We start from the raw sequence: 22,705 nt of genomic DNA, 5'->3' as shown, positions 1-22,705 counted from the left end.
ACAGGCATTCTACTATGAAAAATGTGAGTATTTTTGTCATACTTTTGTCAATACTCTTACCAACGCAGCTAGTCGCACAGGAAACTTCAGTTCAGATTCGCATGATTACCAACCAGGGTGACATCGAGCTGACGCTGGATCAGGCTAATGCACCCGTCACAGTAGAAAATTTTCTGGCTTATGTGGACAGTGGCTTTTATGAAGGACTCACCTTCCATCGGGTCATCCCCAACTTTATGATTCAGGGCGGGGGCTTTGACGCCGAACTCAAGCGACAGGATACACGCCCGGCGATCATCAACGAATCAACCAATGGCTTAAGCAATCGTCGCGGCACCATTGCCATGGCCCGTACCAATGACCCCGACAGTGCCACATCTCAGTTTTTCATCAATGTCGCCAACAACCAGAACCTGGATGGCCACCCGTTACGTGCTGGCTATGCTGTGTTCGGTGAAGTGACTGACGGACTGGAGGTGGTTTTTGGTATTTCCCGCGTGCCAACCCGCTCACGCGGAGGACATCAGAATGTCCCCGTCACACCCATTATTATCGAAAAGATTGAACGCATCACCCCCACCGAGTAAGCCTGGGGTTTGATGGGTTAACCGCTAACGTCTGATCGCCACGTAGACACTCTCAAGCTGCAGTGCCAGCTCTGTGCCCTGAAAAATCTGAATGGATAACGGCAGACTGGCTTTACCGCGACTTTGCAGGCGCTCACAAAAGCGCTCACACAGTGAGGTGTCTGGCAAGCTGACCGCTGCAGTAAAATCATCGGTAACCGGTCGCAGGTAACGCACATGGCTTTCAGCGGCGACTACATTCACATTTTCACCCTGATCGCGCGCATACAGCGTGGTCAGGCTCCAGCCAGCCAGAGTTGCCAGAGCGGTCAGCGAGCCAGCAAATCCGGTGCCCTTGTCATTTACATTTGCGGCTAAAGGAGCGCTGAGTTGCAACTGTTGGCCATCATAGTCACAGGCAGAAATCGCCATCGCACGCGTCAGGGGAATGGACTGCTGCAGTTCACGCAAAAAAGCGGTCTGGTTCATCTACGTCCCCATTTCTGTACAAACTCACCCGGTTGCGGACAGGGTACTACACGGTGCTTACGCGCCTTGCCAAGATAAATAAAACCGATAATCTGCTCATTGGCTTCCAGTCCCAGGCGGGTCATCACCTGTGAATTAAAGGCCATAGCTCCACTGCGCCAGATAGCATCCACCCCTTGGGCAAAGGCCGCTAGCAGTATGCCATGTGCCGCACAACCCGCCGCCAGTTGCTGTTCTACAGCCGGTACTTTAGGATGCGGCTGCAAGGAGGCAATTGCCACAATAATCAACGGTGCGCGCAAGGGCGCGTTGAGTAATTTCTGAACCTCCTGCTCACTGATATCCGCTTGCTCTGCACGCGCCGCATCGACAAAGACCTGCCCCAGCTTTTCCCGCCCGTCCCCTTCAATCTGAAGAAAACGGTAGGGCCGCAAACCCCCATGGTCCGGAGCACGCAATGCAGCCCGATAGATAAGATCTAACTGTTCTGCCGTGGGAGCAGGCTCGTCTAGAACCGGTGATGAAACGCGCTTTAACAACAGATCTAGAGCATTCATGGATTATCCTGTGGTTTATTGGCGTGATAGACGTGGATTCCCCGGCTCTCCTGCCAGACTGGAACGATAAGGATTGATATCCAGGCCACCGCGGCGCAGATAACGGGCATAGACAGTCAGCTTCTGGGGTTTGCACCCTTGCCAGATATCCATAAAGATATTTTCAACGCACTGCTCGTGAAAATCACCCTTTTCACGGTAGGAAATCAGATAAGCCAGCAGTCCAGCATGATCGATTGCCGGTCCTTTATAGCGTATCTGAATACTCGCCCAGTCAGGTTGCCCTGTTACCGGGCAATTGGATTTAAGCAGATGGCTAACCAGACACTCTTCCACCACTCGAGCTGTCGTTTTCAAGTATTCCGGTGCCGGGCTGTATTGAGTGACCATCAGCGGTAACTCATCCAGGCACTCCCCCTGCAAACGCTCAATCGGGGCGGTATCATTGACCTTGATCAACCGCACCTGCACCTTACCACCTGCTGCCGTGCTCAGGTCCTGCTGCATACGTGCCAGCACTTCTGACTCTGACTGAAAACGGGTCAGATTAAAGGAGTTAAGGTAAAGCTTGAATGACTTGGATTCAATGATGTGGCTGGAGTTAGCCGGTATACGGAATTCACCGATACGCACCAGCGGCTTGCCATTCTGATCCAACCAGGAGATCTCATAGGCATTCCACAGATCAACCCCTTTAAATGGCAAGCTATCGCGCTCAATACCGCGCGCCTGCCAATTCAGGTCTCGGGCGATGGGATAGAGCAATGACGGCTCATACTGATTGGTATAACCGGTTTCCTGTCCCAGAGGTGAATGAGTTACCACATCGTTTTCGGTCATTAACTGCGAATTCCTTTACCGGTATTAAGCAGATGCATAGAGTAGGCACTCAACACAACAATGAAGCCTATAATCATAGCAAACGCAAACACGATATTGATATCACTGACCCCCAGAATACCGTAGCGGAAGCTGTTGACCATATACAGAATCGGATTCAACTGCGACACGCCCTGCCAGAAATCCGGTAACAGAGAGATCGAATAAAACACACCACCCAGATAGGTCAGCGGCGTCAGAATAAAGGTCGGTACGATGGATATATCATCAAAACTATTGGCATACACCGCATTGATAAAGCCACCCAACGAGAACACGATCGCCGTCAGTATCACTGTACTCAGGGTGATCCAGAAGTGGCTGATATGCAACTGGGTAAAGAACAGCGACAAGATCGTCACAATAACCCCCACTCCCAAACCACGTGCAGCCCCTCCGGTGACATACCCCGCCAGTATCACCCAGTTGGGTACCGGGGCCACCAGCAACTCTTCAATATTGCGTTGAAACTTGGTGCCGAAAAAAGATGACACTACATTGCTGTAAGAGTTGGTGATCACGGACATCATGATCAACCCGGGCGCGATGTACTCCATGTAACCAAAGCCGCCCATTTCACCAATACGTGATCCGATCAGATTACCGAATATAATGAAATACAGCGTCATGGTAATCGCTGGAGGCAGCAGCGTTTGTATCCAAATACGGCTAAAGCGACGTATTTCTTTTACCAATAAGGTCCAGAAAGCAGTGAAGAGTAGCTGCGCATTCATACAGGCACTCCCTTACCCAGAGTTTTTTCTACCAATGACACAAACAACTCCTCTAATCGATTAGATTTATTCCGCATGCTCAGTACCGTGACGCCTTGCTCAGACAATTGCGTAAATAGCGGATTCATTCCCATATTCTTTTGTATATCAACTTCCAGGGTATGTGCATCGATCTGGCGTAGGGTGTAACCGGATAGTATTGGCATTTCCTCTAGATCGGCTGCCAGGTCCAGAATAAAAGTTTCTGTATTCAGCGTCTGCAACAACCTTTTCATACTGGTATTTTCGACAATACGGCCCTGATCGATGATGGCAATATTGCGGCACAGAGATTCCGCCTCTTCCAGATAATGAGTGGTCAGAATAATTGTCGTTCCACGTGCATTAATCTCTTGCAGAAAGCTCCACATGGAGCGTCGCAATTCAATATCAACCCCCGCTGTAGGCTCATCAAGAATCAGTAATTTCGGCTCATGCACCAGCGCTCTGGCAATCATTAAACGACGCTTCATGCCACCCGATAACATACGTGCGGCTTCGTTGCGCTTATCCCACAACCCCAGTTTCTTTAAGTAAAACTCTGAACGCTCCAGTGCCTGTTTTCGGCTAATACCGTAATAGCCTGCCTGAGTGATCAGAATATCCAGCACCCGTTCAAAGGTGTTGAAATTGAACTCCTGTGGAACTACACCCAGTTGCATCTTAGCCATCGTTTTTTCGCTATCCAGGTCATAACCGAAAACTTTGACCTCTCCCGCTGTTTTATTCACCAGCGATGAAACGATACCCAGCGTAGTTGATTTACCCGCACCGTTCGGGCCCAGCAACGCAAAGAAGTCACCCTCTTTTACCTCAAGCGAAATACCCTTGAGGGCTTCAAAGCCGTTGTTGTAGGTTTTTTGCAGTGAATGAATTGCCAGTGCGATTGCCATAAATAGTCCTTGTAAGTGACCGAATCCTCTATATGCGGTTCAAAGTAATAATTTCAACCGGTGGCCCTTATCAGAACCCCAGTAAACGCTGACGCAATGGTCGCATGATCAGTATCAACAACACCCCCAGAGCGGATACTTCCAGCCATCCGGGCAGCAATTCCTGCACTTGGCTAGCCTGTATCACCGGATCGAACATCAGCCATTGCAACGACTGATCCAGCAACCAGCCCAACAGCGTCGTCACCACGAGGATACTGCTTAAATACACTATCAGTGCCAGGTTACCGAACTCTCGTCTGAGCACCCCCAGCGTGGCCAGACTGGTGATAGGGCCAGCCAGCAGAAATACCAATGCCATCCCAGGCGTGATACCGGAGAGCAATAATCCCGCTGCAACAGGGGTAGCCGCTGTAGCGCAGATATACAGAGGGATGCCTATCATCGCCATCAGCAATAGCGACCCGATACCACCAGACAAGCCAGTCAAAGTCTCGGGAGGCACCAGCGTTATCAGCACGCCAGCCAACAATAGTCCTGCAATTAACCAGGCACTGATATCGTCCAGCAGGTCACCAAACGCATAGATCAAACCGCTGGCCAGACGCCCTCTCACCCGATCATTTGATGCAGACGCAGGGTCGTGGCTTTTTCCGGTTGTAGCGCCACAATTGCTGGCGCAACAAGCCTGCGTGGTTTTTACCACTGGCAGCTTAGTTGTCTGGTTCAATGCGGTTAGAGAAACCATCAGTCCGGTTGAAATTGCCGTAACCACTGCACCCAACACTCGCATAAACGCCATTAACGGCCCCAGCAAGACACTGGTGAGTAATATAGAGTCTACGCCAACTCCAGGGGTTCCGATCAAAAAAGCCGTAGTCGGCCCACGACCGGCACCACCGCGATGCAAAGCCAAGGCCGTTGGAATCGCACCGCAGGAACACAAGGGCAAGGGCACACCGATCACGGCAGCACGCGCGATGCTACTAAAACCTCGCCCACCCATCCACCGCTGCAACAGATGCTCCGGCATATACGCCTTGATCAGCCCGGCAATCAGCAACCCCATTAGCAACCAGGGCGCAGCACTCAGAGCCACACTTAAGAACTCAGGTATCCTAGTCATTATCTTCACCCGCGACACTTGTGTAATTAGACAGTATTTACTAGCCTAAACCCTGTAATCGTTACAGGGTCAAGAAAATGTCAGAGAAATATCGCATCGGGCGAGTCGCAACCCTCACAGGCTGCTCAGCAGAAACAATTCGTCATTATGAAAAACTGGGGTTGCTGCAAGCGCCCGCGCGTAGCGCTCAGGGCTATCGCTATTATGATCACCAGGCACTACAACGAATCGGTTTTATTCGCCATGGCCGATCACTGGGCCTGGACCTGCATAGCATTCAGGAGTTGTTGAATCTGGCAGACAATCCGGATGCAGACTGCAGTGCCGCTGATACCATTGCTACTCATCATCTGCTGCAGTTGGAAAAGCGAATCCTATCCCTACAAGCGCTTGCCGATGAACTACGCCAGGTAGTCAGACAATGCCGTGGAGGAACTACATCAGAATGCCGAATTATCCAAACCTTGTTTGAGCAACAAAGCACAGAAACAAATCCAGGGAAACTTGGTTTTGGTTCAGAAAGAGCCAGATAAAAAAATAAATAAAAGGAGGGTAGGTAAATGGCGTCCCATAGGGGGTTCGAACCCCTGTTACCGCCGTGAAAGGGCGATGTCCTAGGCCACTAGACGAATGGGACGTAATACACTTACAAATATCAACATGGAGCGGGAAACGAGACTCGAACTCGCGACCCCAACCTTGGCAAGGTTGTGCTCTACCAACTGAGCTATTCCCGCTTTATTTCTGCTCAGGCCTACCGAGTAGAAATGGCGTCCCATAGGGGGTTCGAACCCCTGTTACCGCCGTGAAAGGGCGATGTCCTAGGCCACTAGACGAATGGGACGTTGTACATTTTCAAACACTAACTTGGAGCGGGAAACGAGACTCGAACTCGCGACCCCAACCTTGGCAAGGTTGTGCTCTACCAACTGAGCTATTCCCGCTTTATTTCTGCTCAGGCCTACTGAGTAGAAATGGCGTCCCATAGGGGGTTCGAACCCCTGTTACCGCCGTGAAAGGGCGATGTCCTAGGCCACTAGACGAATGGGACGTAATACGCATTTGCATGCACTCTTCCAAACAAGTGATGCTCTGGAAGAGGCGCAAATAATACGTAGACAGATAATGCTCGTCAACACCTGACATTAAAAAAATTCAAAATCCATGCAATCTTTTGCTTTCCAGCTCATTGGTTGAGCCAATTCAATGCGGGAAGCGTCAGACTAGGTTAGTATTGATGTGTCTACCTCGAGTAACCGATATACATTATGACGCCAACAGAAACTGCTGCAATTATCCTGACTGGAGTCTTCTTCATGGCCATGGTGGCTATTGCTATTCAAACAGCCGAAAACCAACGCCGTGAAAGACAGATGCAGTTGCTTGCTGTACGCAACCAGATTCGGGGTACAGAGCACCTGCTCGATAGTTTGCCAGCTGAATTCCAGACAGTGGAACTGAAAAGATTACTAATCAGCTATCTGCGCAGTCTCTGGCACAGTGCCAGCAAACTGGATCGTTCTACCGGACACCAGCAAGCACTGCAAAAGCTGGACGAGCGAGATAAAGAGCCTTTCAGCCCACCGGCGTTTCCAAAAGACCAAATCACACTGTTTCATGACCGTAACACAGCACAACGCAACCGTGCCCTTATACGTGAAACAGCTCAACTGATTAATAGTCTGAAACAGCAGAGCGCCATTAACACCCAAACTTGCCAAGTGCAGTTGCAGCAGCTGAAAAATGCCTATGTGCGCTGCAACTGCGATTTACTACTACAAGATGCCCAACAGGCGTTGAGTGATCGGGGGGCTCAAGTGGCTGTGCATAAGTTCCGCAGTGCACAGAAGCAACTGCAGCGACTGAACACCAAGCATGAATTAGATACGCAGGTGTTCAATCTGAATCAACTGTTAGAACAACTCAATGAGCAAGTCAATCAACAACGCAACGAAAAGTCGCTTCACGAAAAACCTGAAGCGACTTCTTGGTAAAGCGTAATCATCAACCCGTGAATACGCCATCACGATAGTCATTCAATGCCTGCTCTATCTGCTCCATGCTATTCATCACAAAGGGTCCGTACTGCACAACAGGTTCATTCAGCGACTTGGCAGCGATCAACAACAACCTGGCTGGCTGGTCCTTGCTACTCAGACTAAGCTCATCGCCATCACCCAGCTCTATGGCCGCTTCCGGTAATAGCGCCTCATCGTTCAACTCCGCTTCACCTTCAAACAGATAGACAAAACCACTGAGCATGGATGCCAAAGGCAGCGTTAAACGGCTATGGGGCTCCAGACTGATGTCGATAAACACCGGCTGGGTAACTATGCCTTGCACCGGACCTTTGTACCCCTGCCCATCTATCTCTAACTCACCCGCTACCAGGCGTATTGTTGCCCGATCAGCCTGAATAACCGGGACCTGCTCAGGCTCAATATTTTGATAGGCGGGCGGCTTCATTTTTTCAGCGGCGGGCAGATTTATCCAAAGCTGAAACCCTCGCATCAGCCCTGACTCCTGTTGCGGGCGCTCCTCATGGATAACGCCCCGCCCTGCCGTCATCCACTGCACTCCCCCCGTACCCAGCAAACCTTCATTACCCATGTGATCACGGTGCAACATACTCCCGTTCAACATGTAGGTGACAGTTTCAAAGCCACGGTGCGGATGGGGTGGAAATCCGGCAATATAGTCATCAGGATTATCCGATGAGAACATATCCAGCATCAAAAATGGATCTATGCGCAGATTCTGCCGATTCCCGATACTGCGCTTAAGCTTAACGCCCGCGCCATCCTGACTATCAACGGCTTTAATAATACGTTTAACTTTTCGAGCTTGCATAGCTCACCTCCCGCTTTAACTTAGTGTTAAAGCATCCAGTTCGACGCGTGCCTGCTCAATAGCAACATCGGCACCCGCCATATTCAGACCTTCAGCATACACCACCTCGACCTGCTTCAATCCGACAAAGCCGAGAATCAGCTTTATCCAGGGTACCTGAAAATCCAGGCCCGCTTCACGGTACTGACCACCACGTGTTGCCAATACATATACCGGGCGATCCTGCAGCAAGCCTACGGGTCCCTGCTCTGTATAACGGAAGGTCACCCCATTTTTGGCAATCTGGTCAAACCAGGCTTTCAATTGTGAAGGGACAGCGAAGTTGTACATAGGCGCTGCCAGCACCAGCACATCAGCTTCCTGGAGTTCAGTAATTAGCTGGTCTGACAGTGCAACTATAGCCTGCTGCTCCGGACTACGCTGCTCCGCTTCAGCAGACAGGGCTGCAATCGTCTGCATATCAAAATGGGCGATGGGCTCAGCAGCCAGGTCACGCACCACCACCTGCCCTTCCGGGTTTTGCTGCAGCCAACGCTTGATCAGGCGATCAGCCAACTGCACTGACTGGCCGTCATCACCAAATATACTGCTTTTAACATGAAGTAAGGTTTTCATTACATCGCTCCTGTGATTCGATTTGATGAGGATATTATGAGGTTTGATTTATAGATAATAAACAGCAATAATTAGCTTAATTTAATCCAAAATTTAGATGTATTATTTATGCAAGTAACGCTTGAACAATGGCAGACCTTTATCACCGTAGTTGATTCACAAGGCTACGCTCAGGCAGCCGAAACACTGCGTAAAAGCCAGTCTTCAGTCAGCTATGCCATCAACCGGCTGGAACAAAGCCTGGGTGTTGCTGTTTTCCGTATTGAGGGGCGACGCGCTCAGTTGACTGAAGCAGGAGAAGCCTTGCTGCGACACGCGCGGGATCTTACCGAACATGCTCACAGAGTGGAGACCCTGGCCAAACACTTTGCCCAGGGCTGGGAGGCAGAAATCCACCTGACCATCGATACCATCTTTCCTGAAGATCTTATTCTGCAAGCACTGAACCGTTTTGCTGATGAACAACCCCAGACACGCATTCTGCTGGCCGAAAGTACCCTGAGTGGCACAGATGAAGCGCTGTTACGCCGGGAGGCTGACCTGGTTATTGGTGGCCGGGTACCCCCTGGTTTTATCGGGCAGGCATTGATGAATATTGAATTTATTGCCGTTGCACACCCACAACACCCACTGCACCAGCTTCCCACACCACTGACGCTAGAGAATCTTCGCCACCACAGACAACTGGTGGTACGGGACTCAGGCAGTCGAAAACTGGATGCCGGCTGGTTAGGTGCCGAACAGCGATGGACCTTCAGCAACGGCAGCACCTCAATCAAAAGCGTCTGTGCCGGCATGGGGTTTGCGTGGTATCCACGGGTAAAAATTCAACAATATTTGGACAAGGGGGAATTAAAACCTCTACCTCTGCAAACGGGTGCCAGCCGCTTCGTTCCCCTCTACCTGGTGATGAGTGAAGGCGAATTTGCCGGACCTGGAACGCGCCGTCTGGCTGAGTTAATACAAGAGCTAGTCAACAAGCAGTCCGGATTTAAAGCGGATTGAGCAGGCTATAAAAGCCCTGCTCAATATTAAGCGGCAGGTATAAAACGCCTGATTAGCGTCATTGACAAATCAATGTTTGTTTAAACGCCCCAGCAGGCTGTCCAGCAGACTTTTCATTTTGTCACAAGCACCCGCTAACGCTTTATGGGTCGTATCAGCATGCTCGGTCACCGCCTGAGGCTGCAAACCAGCCAAACGAACTTCCAACACACAACGCTTGTCATGGTCGCCGGGCTTGTGAGCGTTTTCATCATGCAGATGCACTTCAACACGGGTAATTTTTTCACCGAAACGGCCCAACGCCTTTTCAACAACTGATTCAACATGCGTGATCAACGCATCATCATTTTCAATGCTGCTGTCAGTATTAACCTGAATAATCATTCAATTCTCCATCGGATACGGGTAATGGCCGCTGATTTCACGATTCACAAAGATATGCAGCATCTGGAACCACCACAGAAGATCAGCGTCGGGCAGAATTTTAACCTTTAGCTCGCTTCAGCGCCATAAACCCGTAATGTCCTTAGCGAATCAATTTTATCCCGACTCAAAATCGCGTAATATTAGCGCCTTTCCAGAGAACCTTATGTCAATCGGAGCTTTATATGTTTAGATGGTCAATCGCGCTTATCGGCTCTGCCCTGCTACTGGGTGGCTGCGCTCCCGGTCACCTGTATATCGAGGAAGGTGTTGTCGAGTCCATCGACCAGCGACTGGAAGCACAGGATGACCAGATTAACCGGTTGAACGGCACGCAGATGCAAGTCATTGAACAGCTGACAGTGGCTCAGGAAGCAGTGATCAGTCGGTTACAGACAACGATTGCTGAACAGGTTAAACCACCCGAATGTAAACCGGCACCCCGGTTAGTCTGCCCTCAAGCAGAGAATAACGGCAGTCTGATGCTGGGTGGAATGGAAAAGCAACTGGTGGGTGAAGCTGAAAGAGTACATATATCCCCTCTGGATCTGGTTTTCAATGCCCGAATCGATACCGGAGCGACTACCTCGTCACTGGATGCTCGCAATATTCAGCATTTCGAACGTGACGGTCGTCGCTGGGTCCGTTTTGATACACGGCACCCTGAAACCGGAGAAGAGGTCTCTTATGAACGTCCCGTTGTCAGGCGTGTCAGAATCAGCCAGTCTATCAGTGATGAATTTGAACGCCGCCCTGTTGTCGAACTGCACTTTACCCTGGGCAGCATCAGTCATACGGCAGAATTTACCCTGAGTGACCGCAGTCATCTGGATTTTCCGCTGCTGATTGGCCGCAATATTTTGCGTGACCAGATGGTGGTTGATGTCAGCAGGCAGTATATTGCACCTATCGATTTTCTGTTTCAGCCGGATTAACCGACTGAAACTCTGTTTGAGGACGCATCTGAATGGTATCCAGAGTACCGTTTTACACGACTATAGCCATCCTGATACTGGCCGGACTCAGTATAGCCGTTATGCGGCATATACAGCTGGGCATTCCCTTTTGGCCTGGCGAACAGAAACAGGCCTGGCTGATTGAAGCCCGTATTGACTTTCAAAGCTACAATGAGCCAGTACTTGCCAGCATGATGCTACCGGACAACCCTCCAGGCTTTACCTTGATCAATGAAGTGGCCGCCTCGTCGGGTTATGGCTTTGCGATTATAGAACATGATGGTCTACGTCGGGGAGAATGGTCCAAAAGCAACGCTAGTGGGCTGCAAACGCTTTATTACAAGGCGCAGCTGATTCCCGATCCCGACAAGGTTGATACAGCCGAGCTACCCCGGCCATTGGCAAGACAGGTACTCTGGAGCGAGTCTGAAGCGACGGCGGCCAGCGACATTATCGACCAGGCACGCAGCAAGTCGAGTACAGCCGAAAGCCTGACACGTGAATTGTTACGTCTGCTACGCAATCCTGAACCCGGACAGAATACCGCGCTCTTACTGACTAACCACTCAACAGCCGAAGCGCTGGACAAACTGTTGAATCAGGCGGGTGTGCCAACGCGTCTTTCCGTGGGCTTGTATCTTGAAGATGCACGTCGTCATCAAGGTTTGACGCCAATGATTGAGATTTTTACCGACGGACGCTGGTTGGTGTTTGATCCACAAACCGGATATCAGGGGCTGCCGGAAAACCTGCTGCTGTGGCAGCGAGGTGGAGCATCCCTGCTGGACGTCGTCGGTGGGCAAGGCTCACGAGTCAGTTTCTCAATGATAGAGCAGACCCTGCCGTCACTGAAATTGGCCAAATCGCAGTTTGCCGGTCAAGGACTGGCCTGGTTAGGCGTACACAGCTTGCCGATTGAAGAACAAAGCATGTTCAAGCTACTGTTTTTATTGCCATTAGGTGCTATGGTTGTGGTATTCATGCGCATTATTATCGGCTTGAAAACCTCCGGCACCTTTATGCCGATTCTGATCGCCCTGGCGTTTTTGCAAACCTCACTGGTCCTTGGTTTGATCAGCTTTATCAGTATTGTCGCCATGGGGCTCGTCATCCGTACCTGGTTGTCTCGTCTGAACCTGCTGCTGGTCTCACGTATCGCTACCCTGGTCGTACTGGTGGTGTTTTTGGTTTCCCTGCTGAGTCTGGTGGGCTATCAACTCGGCTTCAGCACGGGCATGACTATTACCTTCTTCCCAATGATCATCATCGCCTGGACGATTGAACGTATGTCCATTCTGTGGGAAGAGGAAGGTCCGAAACAGGTTATCGTTCAGGGGGGTGGCAGCCTTCTGGTCGCCGTGTTTGCCTACCTGGTGATGCAGCTGCCTTTATTCGGCCACCTGACGTTCAATTTTCCAGAACTGAACCTGATCATACTGGCCGTCATCATGCTGATGGGACAATACACAGGGTATAAACTGTCTGAGCTACGCCGTTTTCGCGCCATGCTGGAGCAATCATAATGCGCTGGGCCAGTCCTTTTCGTCTGCAAAAAGCTGGCATTCTGGGGATGAACTGCCGCAATGTCGACTTTATCGGGCGTTATAACCTGCGGCGTTTTTATCCACTGGTCGATGATAAGCTCAAAACCAAACTCTTAGCTGAAGAGTATGGTGTGGCAACACCGGCACTGATATCAGTTGTCAGAACCCAGCATGAGATCAGTCATGTTGAGGAGCGGCTGATGCAGCTACAAAGTTTTGCCATCAAACCCTCCAGGGGTTCCGGCGGTAAAGGAATACTGGTTATAACCGGGCGACACGGGGATCTGTTCGTTAAATCATCCGGTGCCGAGATCACGCTGGAAGCGATCAAACGCCATTTGACCAACACCCTGGCGGGCCTCTACTCATTGCGGGGTAATCCAGATGTTGCCATTATTGAAGACCTGATTGAGTTCGATGATACCTTTGAAGGCTACTCTTATGAAGGTGTGCCGGATATCCGCATTATTGTATTTCGTGGCTATCCGGTCATGGCGATGTTGCGTCTGGCAACTCACGCATCAGATGGCAAAGCCAACCTGCATCAGGGCGCCGTTGGCGTAGGCTTGGATATCGCGACCGGACGAAGCCTGAAGGCGGTGCAATTTACGATTCCAATTGAACGCCACCCAGATACCGGCAAGCACTTAATCAACATGATCATCCCTGACTGGGAAGCCATGCTGCTGCTGGCATCACGCTGTTATGAAATGAGCAATCTTGGCTATATCGGTACAGATATTGTTCTGGATAAATCGCGTGGAGCGCAATTACTGGAACTGAATGCCCGGCCAGGGCTGTCCATTCAGGTTGCCAATGGGCGGGGATTACTCCCCCGATTACGGCATATTGAGAAAATCCGCAAGCCCCATAAAACCGCTGAAGGGCGAGTGAGCTATGTGATGGAAACCTTTTCAGCCCAAGGGCTCTGATGGCTTACCTTGTTGATAGGACACACCGGAATTGACCAAAAAGCGCCCTTTCATGGCTTCTCGCCCCAATAGCATACGAAACAACATATTGTCCCGATTGGTTAATGAAAGGGTGATGGGAAAACGCTGGCCACCTAGCTGGATTTCCGTGGTAATGAAATAACGCTCAGTGGTGTGACCACCTGAATCAGTCACACGGCGTACATCAGCGACCGGTGCTTCGCACCAGACTTCTGTAACCTCATTATGCTGCAAGGGGTGTAAGCCAAACTTCACCCAGCGCTGATTTTCCTTGTAAAACTCTTCGACAGCAAACGCATGCAATGCTGAACTCCTGGCCCCGGTATCAACTTTGCACTTGAGTTCTGAAATACCCAATTGTGGTAAAGCGACCCACTCTCGCCAGCCAAGCACTGTCATATCAGTTGTGGTTGTCCTAGTCATGTTATTCAGTTCTCTGACTGTAGTTTAAAAAAATTAAAAAAGATCGACTTCGCCTGTCATAGGCTGTGTTTCAATTTCATGCATATAGGCTTTCTCACGATCGATAATCGTACTGTTATGCAGAGAATGAATTTTCTTCAGCATGACTTTGCCGGTTTGCGGAAAGAAATACACTTTTCGGGGATAAATATCCAGCACATCCTTACCTAGCACAGGGATCGACTCGTTACGCAGATGCTTCATCACAAATTTAACATTACGCTGGCCAACATTCATAAAGCTCATGTTTTTGAGTACCTGACCTCCACCAAACACTTTGGCTTCGAGTCGACTGCGACTGGCTCCCAGCTTAAGCAGATGATTCACCAACAGTTCCATGGCATAGACGCCATAACGTCCGGACGCAGCAATCAGACTATCAGAATCAGCACCTGAATCATGTGGCAGCATAAAATGGTTCATCCCACCGATGCCACTCAGACGATCACGCAAACACACAGATACACAAGAGCCCAGCACGGTTACAATCATGGTGTCGTCATGCGTGGCAAAATACTGACCAGGCAGAACTTTGACAGCTTGGGTATCAAAATAGCGATCGTAATAGCAGTTTGTAGCTAGATGTTCGTCACTGATCATGGCGCTTTATCCTGTATTACTAACGCAATTCAGCGCGCACGAAGGTACCACGCTCACGTATTTCTACGGCAGTGGCAAGCTGCTTGATCAAGGTAATGCCGCGCCCAAAGGTGTACTCCATAGCGTCATTAACAGCCATATTGTCCGGAAGATAGCCCTTACCACTGTCTTTTACATCAATATGCAGATAAGGGCCTAGCGCATCGCTTCCCCATGTCAGAACCAACCGCAGTACATCTTGCTGCGTGAGGCTGGCGATGCGTTTTTCACGTTCCAGATAATAGGCCATAAACCCCTCAGGTCCGAGTTTCAATAAAGAGGTCAACTCCAGCAAACCATGGTCTATGGCGTTATTTACCAGCTCGCTGATGATCGTAAAGCTACGCTGACAAACAGACTGAGCAAAGCCCATAGTGGATAGGAACTGATTACACATGGAAGGAAGCTCCTGCTTGGCAATCTGCGTACCAACCAACTCCAGAGACCACTCAAAAGGCGACAAGTCGTTCATATCCTGAGCAAGGGCCTGTGACCCGCGTGTCATAGTACCGGGATCATCACGTAACTGGTCAAAGTGTAGTTCATACATGGACGCATCATCATCAAGACTGCTTGAGCCCACATGCCTGTCCATCGTGCTGGCAATAGTGTTTAGCATATCAGCTGGTTTACGTTTAACGATCTGCAACACACCTTCAATGCCAAAAGCACGCCCGAAAGAATCCTCTTGCTCGACGACTCCATCACTGAAACCAAACAGCAGCCCTTTTTCCGGCAGCTTCCAATGTATGGCACGCACTTCAAACTGTGCATCCTCCAATATTCCCAGGGCCATATGCGAGGAGTGAAAACGGTGCGTAACCTGATGAGTATCATCCAGTAATAGTATCTCCGGCATTCCCCCATTCCAGACTTTCAGGTCACCATGATTGATATCGATTTCAATCAGCGAAGCCGCCACAAAACGATCCGCCGGGAGCTGTTCAATCAAACGGGAATTCATTTCCCGAACAATCGGCTCCAACCGATACCCTTTATGCACCATGGTTTTAAAGATGGAAACCATTGGCATCAGTGTAATCGTAGAGGATAAACCATGCCCGGTTGCATCGGCATGCAGGATAAAAATGCTACCGCAAGGTGCATAGCGAGCCAGGATAATATCCCCACTGAATCCGCTGGTGGATTGCAGAAAGTGGGTAAAACCCGCAACCGTTTGGGTCTTTTGACTCAGCAGATTATTGTAGAAAATATGCGATGCCAACTGCTCTTCTATCTCGGCATTATTAATTAGCCGTTGTAGCTTTTCGTTTTGCTCGGCGATGATATTGGTTAACCGCATATTATAGACTAACGAGTCGATCTTCAGGCTCAACAGCGTTGGATTGACTGGTTTAAGCAGATAGTCATCCACGCCCAATTTAAAACAGGCCTGAAGCACTGCCTGATCTTGACTGGTGCCGAGCATAATAACGGGTATGTTTTTTTTGCTCTCGTTTTTGGGGAAGTAGCTGATCAGCTCTATACCCTTGTAGTCACCTAAGTCATAATTTATCAGTGCAATATCGATCGTTGTTTCAGAGGCCAGAATCAACCGAGCCGCATCAAAGCTCAACGCGCTGACAACATGGAACTTTTGTCGACTTAAATACGATTGAAATAACGAATTCAGGGCTGAGTTATCTTCAACAACCAGTATGGTAATACCTGAACGATCATCATCTACGCCCAACTGTCTCATCGAATCTCAACAATTTTTTCCATATTGGCTATTTTCAGAATATCGGCTGCAAGTCCTGATGCGTTGACGACCACGACTTGTTTACCCACTTCAGCACATTTTTTCTGTAACATCACCAACATCCCCAATGCCGAACTGTCCAGATACTCAACTCGACTAAAATCCATTTCGACTTCTCGATGTTTATGATCAGCCAGCACCTCTGCCGTTTTATTGTAAAACTCCTTGTGGTAACTGAAGTCAAATCGTTCCGGTAATTTAATGGTAATAACGGCTTCACTCACTGATAAAACTCCTCAAAAAAGGTCTATATCGCCACTGCTCATGGAGCTCGCTGATACAGGATTGGACTTACGTGATTGTCTATCTTCACGAAACTGTTTGATACTGTCCCGTAATGACTGTTCATCCAGATTTTTAACTTCGTTTTTCAATACACTTGCCAATACCAACAGATGGCGCTGTTCATCGGTAGTATGCTGGATCGTCTGACTGCTCATATCCTGGAACTGCATGGCACGCATCGCGTCAAATAAGGCGGTCATTAATTCCTGAGAAATGGACTCCATACCCTGAGTAATCTGCTGATCTTTTTCGGTTTTTGACATTAAATGCTCAATCGCTCTTTGCACCTCTTTTTTAGCCTCCAGAATGAATGACATATCCTGAGAAGCAATGCGACTAACATCATCCACCAGCGTGGCAATCTGAGCATTCATCTCATTCAGGTTATTCTGAATCGTTTTACTGAAACTGGCTGAACGACTGGAAAGTGCTCTGACCTCATCCGCGACCACAGAAAAGCCACGACCACTATCACCCGCTCGCGCAGCCTCAATCGCGGCATTCAACGCCAGCAAGTTGGTCTGTTTGGAAATATTGTCAATATCATCCAGGGTTTTCATCAAGGTCGGCATCTGGTCAGAAAGATGTGATACCCGCTCAAGCATTTCCATTGAGTCTGCACTCATTCTGACAGTAGTTTCGACAAAGTGGTTCATCGTTTCCAATGTATCATGCGCAAAACCTCCGAGATGACCGGACACAGACTTGCCATGATCTTCTCCAGAATCACCATATAACAACACGGCCACATCAGCCTGTTGCCGCTCTATCTGCTCTTTAAGTTGCGAAAATGACAAGGATAAAGTGTTCATGGCGTCAGTCTGCATACTTTGCAGTGCATCCATATCACTCACAATTTCAGAAACAACCTGCTCAATGCAAATGCCGATCTCCTGCATCTCATCAACAACATCATTGCGGTTGACTGGCACTAACTGATTTGCCGAGTTCAGTTTGCTATGCATCTCTTTCAGGGAAACGCTCAAACCTATGCCCAGTGCCACAACCACACCCAGAGTCGGATAGACCCAATGCGCTAACAGACTACCCACGGCCAGTGCTACTAACCAAATAAATATGTTGAACTTCGTCATAATGCTTTTCCTTAAACTCGGTTAATTCGCTGGCCTACTACCTCTATCACACGACCAGGCAGTGCTGTAACAGGCAAAATCTCATCTACCCCCCCCAGAGCAATAGCTTCTTTCGGCATCCCAAACACGATGCAACTTTGCTCATCCTGCGCCAGGGTTGCAGCTCCAGCCTCTTTCATTGCTCTTAACCCTATTGCACCATCCTTACCCATACCGGTCAGTATCACCCCGATAGCATTCGCACCCGCTACGCGCGCGGCCGACAAAAATAACACATCCACCGACGGGCGGTGACGGTTAACTGGTGCAGCGTCGCTCAGTGATGTCATGTAATTAGCGCCGCTGCGAAGGATCTCAAGGTGAGCATTGCCCGGTGCAATGTACACATGTCCGGGTAATAAGCGTTGATTATGGGCCGCTTCCTGCACATGCAGAGTACAAAGCTTGTCGAGCCGTTCGGCAAAAGTTTTAGTAAAATGTTCCGGCATGTGCTGAGTAATCATGATGGCGGGCATATCAGCAGGCAGTGGCTCAAGAAACTGACGTATCGCTTCTGTACCACCCGTTGAAGCACCGACAAAAATAACTTTTTCGGTTGAGGAGTAGCCGCGGCGTATGGGTGTGACTCGACCCGGCTTTACGGGCAAGGCTGATTTCACATTAGCCGAAGCACAGATACGCAGTTTTTCTGCAATCAACTCAGCATAACGCTGTAAACCACTGGCGATATCCACTTTGGGCTTGGCAATATAATCGATTGCGCCCAACTCCAGAGCTCTCAGCGTCACATCTGAACCGGTTTCTGTCAACGACGAAACCATCAACACCGGCATGGGCCGCAAACGCATCAGACGTTCAAGGAACTCCAGACCATCCATACGCGGCATCTCAACATCGAGTGTCAGTACATCGGGATTGTGCAATTTGATTAACTCACGCGCGACAATCGGATCTGGGGCACAGGCAACCACTACCAAATCGGCATGACCATTGATGATTTCGGTGAGTAACTGGCGGATAAGTGCGGAATCATCTATCACCAGGACTTTAATTTTTTCTTTTTGTATCAACGAAATAACTCCACATCACCGGACATATCAGCATCCGTCAGACGGCTATAATAATCTGCTTCCCGATCCATAATGGTTGTGTTGTTCAGCTTTTTCAGCTTTTTTACTCTAACCAGCCCCGTGCGGGTAAAGAAGTATACTTTGCGCGGATAAACATCCAGCAGGTCACGAGCCAGTACCGGTATGCTCTCTTTTTCAAGATAAGCCACTACAAACCGACTATTGTGCTCGCCCATTTTATGCCCGCCGGGTGACGCTAAGGCATTGCAAGCACCAAATACTTTGGCTTGTAAATGCTCACGCTGAGCACCATTTTTAATCAACTGATTGATCAGGGTTTCCATCGCATGACTACCATAGCGCATAGAGCTGGCGATTAGCGAATCATCCAGGTACTGCTCAGGCAGCATAAAATGACACATTCCACCGATACCTGTTTGTGGATCCCGAATACAGGCACAGACACAGCTTCCCAGCACCGTGACCAGGATCATGTCGCGTGCCGTCACATAGTATTCACCGGGAAGAATTTTGACTGCATCCTGTTCAAAGTAAGGATCAAAATAAATATCCGGTACCAACGTATGATAATTGTCAGTTGAACCTTTCATGCGTTAGACCTCTGTAAATGAGCAGAACGCACCGGATAAAAAATAGTCTGTCCCTGCGAACGAAATAGATCAGCAGCATGCTGAAAACTTTCTGAGTGGCCCGCGTAAAGTAACCCCTGCTCAGACAAGAGCGGATGAAAGCGGGACAAAATACTGTACTGTGTCGGTTTATCAAAATAAATCATCACATTACGGCAAAAAATTGCATCAAACCGGCCTTTAAGTGGCCATTTCGGCATCAACAAATTAAAGGGGCGAAAGCGGATAAGTTGCTGCACCTCCGGGCGGATACGCGCACTTCCGCTCCGAGCCCCACGCCCCTTGTAAAAAAACTGGCGAATACGCCTATCGGATAGCTTTGCCAGTCGTTCCATACCATAGATACCGGCCTGAGCCTGCTCCAATACATGGGTGTCCACATCGGTCGCCAGGATCCTGACCGGAGGAGTCCAACTTTCAAACGTTTCAATCGCTGTCATCGCCAGGGAATAGGCCTCCTCTCCGGTTGAGCAGGCGCTCGACCAAATAGTAAAGGGGCGCTTAGTTCCTGCCTGTCCGGCCAACATCACTTGCGAGAGATAATCAAAATGATGCGATTCCCGAAAAAAAGCGGTCAGATTGGTGGTGAGTGCATTAATGAAATCTTGCGTTTCATCTTCATGCTGTTCCAAAAAATCCAGATAGTCTGAAAATTCAGTCAATTGCAAAACCCGCAAACGACGAGCAATGCGACTGTAAACCAAATCACGTTTTTTTTCCGTGAGCGATATTCCTGCGCGCTCACGGATCAACTTACGGATGCGTTCAAAGTCCTCATTCCTGAATACAAATTCGCGCTCCACAGGCCACCTGTTCCCTAAATAAGTTGATTCTGACTCATAAGCCTCTTTCAGGTTTAGAACTCCTCCCACTCATCTTCTGACGTTCCAGCATGTGGCAGGTGTTTAATGGTAGCCGGTCGTTTGTTTACAGGATTTGCCTGCAGTTTGGGTGGCCGCACGGCTTGCCTGTCAGACAGATTCATCTTGAATACGGAAACCGCCTGCGATAAGGAAGCGGCTTGATCCTCCAGAGACTCAGCAGCGGCAGCAGCCTCTTCTACCAGCGCCGCATTTTGCTGGGTAACATCGTCCATCTGTGTAATAGCCTGATTGATCTGTTCAATACCCTGGCTTTGCTCTTCAGATGCTGCCGATATTTCAGCCATGATGTCGGTTACACGCTTCACTGATTGCACAATTTCATCCATTGATACGCCAGCTTCGCGGACCAAGCGACTGCCATTTTCTACAATTCCGGCGTCTTCTTTAATCAGCGACTGAATTTCTTTAGCAGCGGCAGCTGAACGCTGAGCCAGAGTTCTGACTTCTCCGGCAACTACAGCAAAACCACGCCCTTGCTCACCCGCCCGGGCCGCTTCAACAGCCGCATTCAAGGCGAGTATGTTGGTTTGGAAAGCAATCCCGTCAATCACGCTGATGATATTGGTGATTTTTTCAGAACTGGCTGTCAGCTCATGCATGGTCGCCACAGCCTCCTGAACCTTGCTTCCACCCGCTTCGGCAACTCGGTTAGCTTGTCCTGCCAACTGATTAGCCTGACGGGCATTATCGGCATTTTGTTTTACCGTACTCGTCAGCTCTTCCATACTGGAAGCCGTTTCCTCAAGGCTGGATGCCTGTTCTTCGGTACGCTGAGATAAATCGGTATTGCCCGCTGAAATTTCGGTAGCTGCCGTATTCACATTTCCTACAGACTGGTGAATTTGTTGGATGACATCCGACAACTGTACCACCGTGGTATTGGCCGCATCGGCCAGTGTCCCCAAGTCTCCTGGATATTGACCTTGAACCTGCTCAGTCAAATCCCCTTTAGCCAACGCCTGCATTACCCGTTGAATTTCCATGAATGCTGTTTCCAGCGCAGACACTGACTGATTAATCATATTTTTCAATTTCAGCATTTCACCGGAAGCATCCGCATCAACACGAGCTCCAAACTGTCCCTCAGCTACCTGAGTCATAACCTGCACGACAGAATCGACACTGCGTTTAAGCGACTGCATGCCATGAGCGGCATTTTCGAGCATGAGTCGATAGTCACCGCGAACCAGTGCCGGATTAATCGACACACCAAACTCGCCCTGACGGATAGCCTGCATCACCTTGGATAATTCATCCATAGTCAGACGAATCGTCTCTGCACTACTGTTGATACCGGTCTTCAACGCATCAAGATCGCCGGCATACTCCCCCTGAATGCGGGCGTTAAAATCACCTGAAGCCAGGGCTTCGATGGTAGTGTTAGCCTCTTCAAGGGCATGCTTTTGCGAACTCAGCAAGGTGTTGAATGCACGAATAACCTGACCAATCTCATCCTTCTGGGTATAGTTGACTTGCTCATTGAAATTGCCACTATCGCGAACACGCTCAACTGCATTGACCATAAGAGTCAAAGGACGTGTAATACCACGCGTGATGATAAAGCCCAGTCCGGCAGACAGAATAACCCCTATCAACATTGCCAGCAGGCTGATGGTTTTTAATAATGCCGCCTGATTGATACCGAATTCAACCTGGCTAGCGGCTGCATTCATGTTCAACCGCACCACCTGATCCAATGCAGTAAATGCTGCTTCCTGGTAGCGCAGGGTCTCACCCATGGTTGCTTCGGCAATGCGGTCTTGAAGATCACCGACAAAGGCCTGAGGGTTAGCAATACGCAGTTCATCCAGCTCCTGATGTAACACGGCTATCTCGTTATTTGCTGCCAGCCAGTCTGGCAGGGTAGTTTGAAATACCTGCCAGGCGCGCTCCTCTTCGGCAGACTTTGGCAAAGCATCGTAACGATTTACCAGGGCCCGATAGACTTCACGACTATCCGCAATGACCTGATACTGGCGATTACGTGCCGCCGTATCAGCACTTTGATCCATTAGCGTTCTGAAACCAGTCACTACATTGTTCAGAGCCACCTGCATTTCCAACACAGTCTGCACTGCTGGCAGGCGTCGTTCACCCAGTTCGGCAATGCTCGCTTCACTGCGAACAGCCCCCCAGTAGCCCAGACTGCCAAGCAGCAGAGAGATCAGTGCTACTGCAGCAAAACCTGCGGATATTTTAGCTTTAATTGTCATTGCCGATCCCCTTGTTT

General features: G+C 49.5%; 25 protein-coding genes and 5 tRNA genes. 7 read left to right on the top strand and 23 right to left on the bottom strand.

From position 1 onward, the window contains the following. The first annotated feature begins 14 nt into the window (after positions 1-14). Entirely contained in the window at positions 15-587 is a 573-nt protein-coding gene (locus tag F5I99_RS06345; RefSeq protein ID WP_151054197.1) for a peptidylprolyl isomerase, read from the top strand. A 24-nt stretch (positions 588-611) separates the two neighbouring features. Here the strand turns inward: F5I99_RS06345 and F5I99_RS06340 are convergent, their stop codons facing one another. The 6 genes from F5I99_RS06340 to F5I99_RS06315 form a co-directional block, all read right to left on the bottom strand. After that, positions 612-1,055, bottom strand: a complete 444-nt coding sequence (locus tag F5I99_RS06340; RefSeq protein WP_151054195.1) for a YiiD C-terminal domain-containing protein — start codon at positions 1,053-1,055, stop codon at positions 612-614. Continuing rightward, on the bottom strand, positions 1,052-1,612 hold the full coding sequence (locus F5I99_RS06335) for a nitroreductase family protein (protein WP_151054193.1): 561 nt from the start codon (positions 1,610-1,612) through the stop codon (positions 1,052-1,054). Before F5I99_RS06335 ends, F5I99_RS06340 begins: the two co-directional genes overlap by 4 nt. Before the next feature lie 15 nt (positions 1,613-1,627). Continuing rightward, a complete protein-coding gene (gene queF, locus F5I99_RS06330; RefSeq protein ID WP_151054191.1) occupies positions 1,628-2,452 on the bottom strand; it encodes an NADPH-dependent 7-cyano-7-deazaguanine reductase QueF in 825 nt (274 codons plus the stop codon). Next, positions 2,452-3,225, bottom strand: coding sequence for an ABC transporter permease (locus F5I99_RS06325; RefSeq protein WP_151054189.1), 774 nt, complete (start codon positions 3,223-3,225; stop codon positions 2,452-2,454). The genes queF and F5I99_RS06325 overlap by 1 nt, the downstream gene beginning before the upstream one ends. Further along, on the bottom strand, positions 3,222-4,157 hold the full coding sequence (locus F5I99_RS06320) for an ABC transporter ATP-binding protein (RefSeq protein WP_151054187.1): 936 nt from the start codon (positions 4,155-4,157) through the stop codon (positions 3,222-3,224). The genes F5I99_RS06325 and F5I99_RS06320 overlap by 4 nt, the downstream gene beginning before the upstream one ends. A 70-nt stretch (positions 4,158-4,227) precedes the next feature. Continuing rightward, positions 4,228-5,283, bottom strand: a complete 1,056-nt coding sequence (locus F5I99_RS06315) for an SO_0444 family Cu/Zn efflux transporter (RefSeq protein ID WP_151054185.1) — start codon at positions 5,281-5,283, stop codon at positions 4,228-4,230. Between the two features lie 77 nt (positions 5,284-5,360). Here F5I99_RS06315 and F5I99_RS06310 point away from each other — a divergent pair, with 77 nt between their 5' ends. Then, positions 5,361-5,816: a MerR family transcriptional regulator gene (locus F5I99_RS06310; RefSeq protein ID WP_151054183.1), complete on the top strand. Its 456-nt coding sequence runs from the start codon at positions 5,361-5,363 to the stop codon at positions 5,814-5,816. A 28-nt stretch (positions 5,817-5,844) separates the two neighbouring features. Here the strand turns inward: F5I99_RS06310 and F5I99_RS06305 are convergent. The 5 genes from F5I99_RS06305 to F5I99_RS06285 all read right to left on the bottom strand — a co-directional run bounded on the left by F5I99_RS06305 (position 5,845) and on the right by F5I99_RS06285 (position 6,334). Further along, positions 5,845-5,920 (bottom strand) — tRNA-Glu (locus tag F5I99_RS06305). Positions 5,921-5,944: 24 nt separating this feature from the next. Further along, positions 5,945-6,020 (bottom strand) — tRNA-Gly (locus tag F5I99_RS06300). Between the two features lie 31 nt (positions 6,021-6,051). Then, positions 6,052-6,127, bottom strand: a tRNA-Glu gene (locus F5I99_RS06295). Between the two features lie 24 nt (positions 6,128-6,151). Beyond that, positions 6,152-6,227: transfer RNA gene (locus tag F5I99_RS06290), tRNA-Gly, on the bottom strand. Positions 6,228-6,258: 31 nt separating this feature from the next. Then, positions 6,259-6,334 (bottom strand) — tRNA-Glu (locus F5I99_RS06285). A 217-nt stretch (positions 6,335-6,551) separates the two neighbouring features. On the opposite strand from F5I99_RS06285, the gene F5I99_RS06280 reads away from it, so the two are divergent. Then, complete coding sequence (locus F5I99_RS06280) at positions 6,552-7,277, top strand: kinetochore Spc7 family protein (RefSeq protein ID WP_225307577.1); 726 nt, start codon at positions 6,552-6,554, stop codon at positions 7,275-7,277. A 10-nt stretch (positions 7,278-7,287) separates the two neighbouring features. Here the strand turns inward: F5I99_RS06280 and F5I99_RS06275 are convergent, their stop codons facing one another. Both F5I99_RS06275 and F5I99_RS06270 read right to left on the bottom strand, forming a co-directional pair. Further along, complete coding sequence (locus F5I99_RS06275) at positions 7,288-8,133, bottom strand: pirin family protein (protein WP_151054179.1); 846 nt, start codon at positions 8,131-8,133, stop codon at positions 7,288-7,290. A gap of 15 nt (positions 8,134-8,148) precedes the next feature. Beyond that, complete coding sequence (locus tag F5I99_RS06270; protein ID WP_151054177.1) at positions 8,149-8,748, bottom strand: FMN-dependent NADH-azoreductase; 600 nt, start codon at positions 8,746-8,748, stop codon at positions 8,149-8,151. A gap of 108 nt (positions 8,749-8,856) precedes the next feature. Between F5I99_RS06270 and F5I99_RS06265 the strand changes: the two genes are divergently transcribed. Further along, positions 8,857-9,753 carry a LysR family transcriptional regulator gene (locus F5I99_RS06265; RefSeq protein WP_151054175.1) on the top strand — a complete coding sequence of 299 codons (897 nt, stop codon included), beginning with the start codon at positions 8,857-8,859 and terminating at the stop codon, positions 9,751-9,753. A 69-nt stretch (positions 9,754-9,822) separates the two neighbouring features. On the opposite strand, the gene F5I99_RS06260 is transcribed toward F5I99_RS06265, so the two are convergent. Next, on the bottom strand, positions 9,823-10,137 hold the full coding sequence (locus F5I99_RS06260; protein WP_151054173.1) for an HPF/RaiA family ribosome-associated protein: 315 nt from the start codon (positions 10,135-10,137) through the stop codon (positions 9,823-9,825). Between the two features lie 224 nt (positions 10,138-10,361). On the opposite strand from F5I99_RS06260, the gene F5I99_RS06255 reads away from it, so the two are divergent. The 3 genes from F5I99_RS06255 to F5I99_RS06245 are packed head-to-tail and all read left to right on the top strand — an operon-like array spanning position 10,362 to position 13,608. Then, positions 10,362-11,111, top strand: coding sequence for an ATP-dependent zinc protease family protein (locus F5I99_RS06255; RefSeq protein ID WP_151054171.1), 750 nt, complete (start codon positions 10,362-10,364; stop codon positions 11,109-11,111). Positions 11,112-11,143: 32 nt separating this feature from the next. After that, the gene (locus F5I99_RS06250) at positions 11,144-12,655 is read left to right on the top strand and encodes an inactive transglutaminase family protein (protein WP_151054169.1); all 1,512 of its coding nucleotides are present in this window, start codon (positions 11,144-11,146) and stop codon (positions 12,653-12,655) included. After that, positions 12,655-13,608, top strand: a complete 954-nt coding sequence (locus F5I99_RS06245; protein ID WP_151054167.1) for an alpha-L-glutamate ligase-like protein — start codon at positions 12,655-12,657, stop codon at positions 13,606-13,608. The genes F5I99_RS06250 and F5I99_RS06245 overlap by 1 nt, the downstream gene beginning before the upstream one ends. Here the strand turns inward: F5I99_RS06245 and F5I99_RS06240 are convergent. From F5I99_RS06240 to F5I99_RS19880, 9 genes are read right to left on the bottom strand one after another with little or no spacing between them, the layout of a single operon-like run. Then, positions 13,591-14,052, bottom strand: a complete 462-nt coding sequence (locus F5I99_RS06240) for an ATP-dependent zinc protease family protein (RefSeq protein WP_151054165.1) — start codon at positions 14,050-14,052, stop codon at positions 13,591-13,593. The genes F5I99_RS06245 and F5I99_RS06240 overlap by 18 nt on opposite strands. A 33-nt stretch (positions 14,053-14,085) precedes the next feature. Next, the gene (gene cheD, locus F5I99_RS06235; protein ID WP_151054163.1) at positions 14,086-14,691 is read right to left on the bottom strand and encodes a chemoreceptor glutamine deamidase CheD; all 606 of its coding nucleotides are present in this window, start codon (positions 14,689-14,691) and stop codon (positions 14,086-14,088) included. Between the two features lie 19 nt (positions 14,692-14,710). Next, entirely contained in the window at positions 14,711-16,432 is a 1,722-nt protein-coding gene (locus tag F5I99_RS06230; protein WP_151054161.1) for a fused response regulator/phosphatase, read from the bottom strand. Then, the gene (locus F5I99_RS06225; protein ID WP_151054159.1) at positions 16,429-16,716 is read right to left on the bottom strand and encodes an STAS domain-containing protein; all 288 of its coding nucleotides are present in this window, start codon (positions 16,714-16,716) and stop codon (positions 16,429-16,431) included. The genes F5I99_RS06230 and F5I99_RS06225 overlap by 4 nt, the downstream gene beginning before the upstream one ends. A 12-nt stretch (positions 16,717-16,728) precedes the next feature. Further along, a complete protein-coding gene (locus F5I99_RS06220) occupies positions 16,729-17,871 on the bottom strand; it encodes a methyl-accepting chemotaxis protein (RefSeq protein WP_151054157.1) in 1,143 nt (380 codons plus the stop codon). Positions 17,872-17,882: 11 nt separating this feature from the next. Further along, on the bottom strand, positions 17,883-18,938 hold the full coding sequence (locus F5I99_RS06215; protein WP_225307641.1) for a protein-glutamate methylesterase/protein-glutamine glutaminase: 1,056 nt from the start codon (positions 18,936-18,938) through the stop codon (positions 17,883-17,885). After that, complete coding sequence (cheD, locus tag F5I99_RS06210; RefSeq protein WP_151054155.1) at positions 18,938-19,552, bottom strand: chemoreceptor glutamine deamidase CheD; 615 nt, start codon at positions 19,550-19,552, stop codon at positions 18,938-18,940. Before cheD (F5I99_RS06210) ends, F5I99_RS06215 begins: the two co-directional genes overlap by 1 nt. Next, a complete protein-coding gene (locus F5I99_RS06205; protein ID WP_151054154.1) occupies positions 19,549-20,394 on the bottom strand; it encodes a CheR family methyltransferase in 846 nt (281 codons plus the stop codon). The genes cheD (F5I99_RS06210) and F5I99_RS06205 overlap by 4 nt, the downstream gene beginning before the upstream one ends. Before the next feature lie 53 nt (positions 20,395-20,447). After that, positions 20,448-22,688, bottom strand: a complete 2,241-nt coding sequence (locus F5I99_RS19880) for a methyl-accepting chemotaxis protein (protein ID WP_151054153.1) — start codon at positions 22,686-22,688, stop codon at positions 20,448-20,450. Positions 22,689-22,705: the final 17 nt, after the last annotated feature.

The organism is Nitrincola iocasae, assembly GCF_008727795.1.
GTDB lineage: Bacteria > Pseudomonadota > Gammaproteobacteria > Pseudomonadales > Balneatricaceae > Nitrincola > Nitrincola iocasae.
Note: the sequence above shows the minus strand (reverse complement) of the source record. Positions and strands in the feature narration are given on the sequence as shown.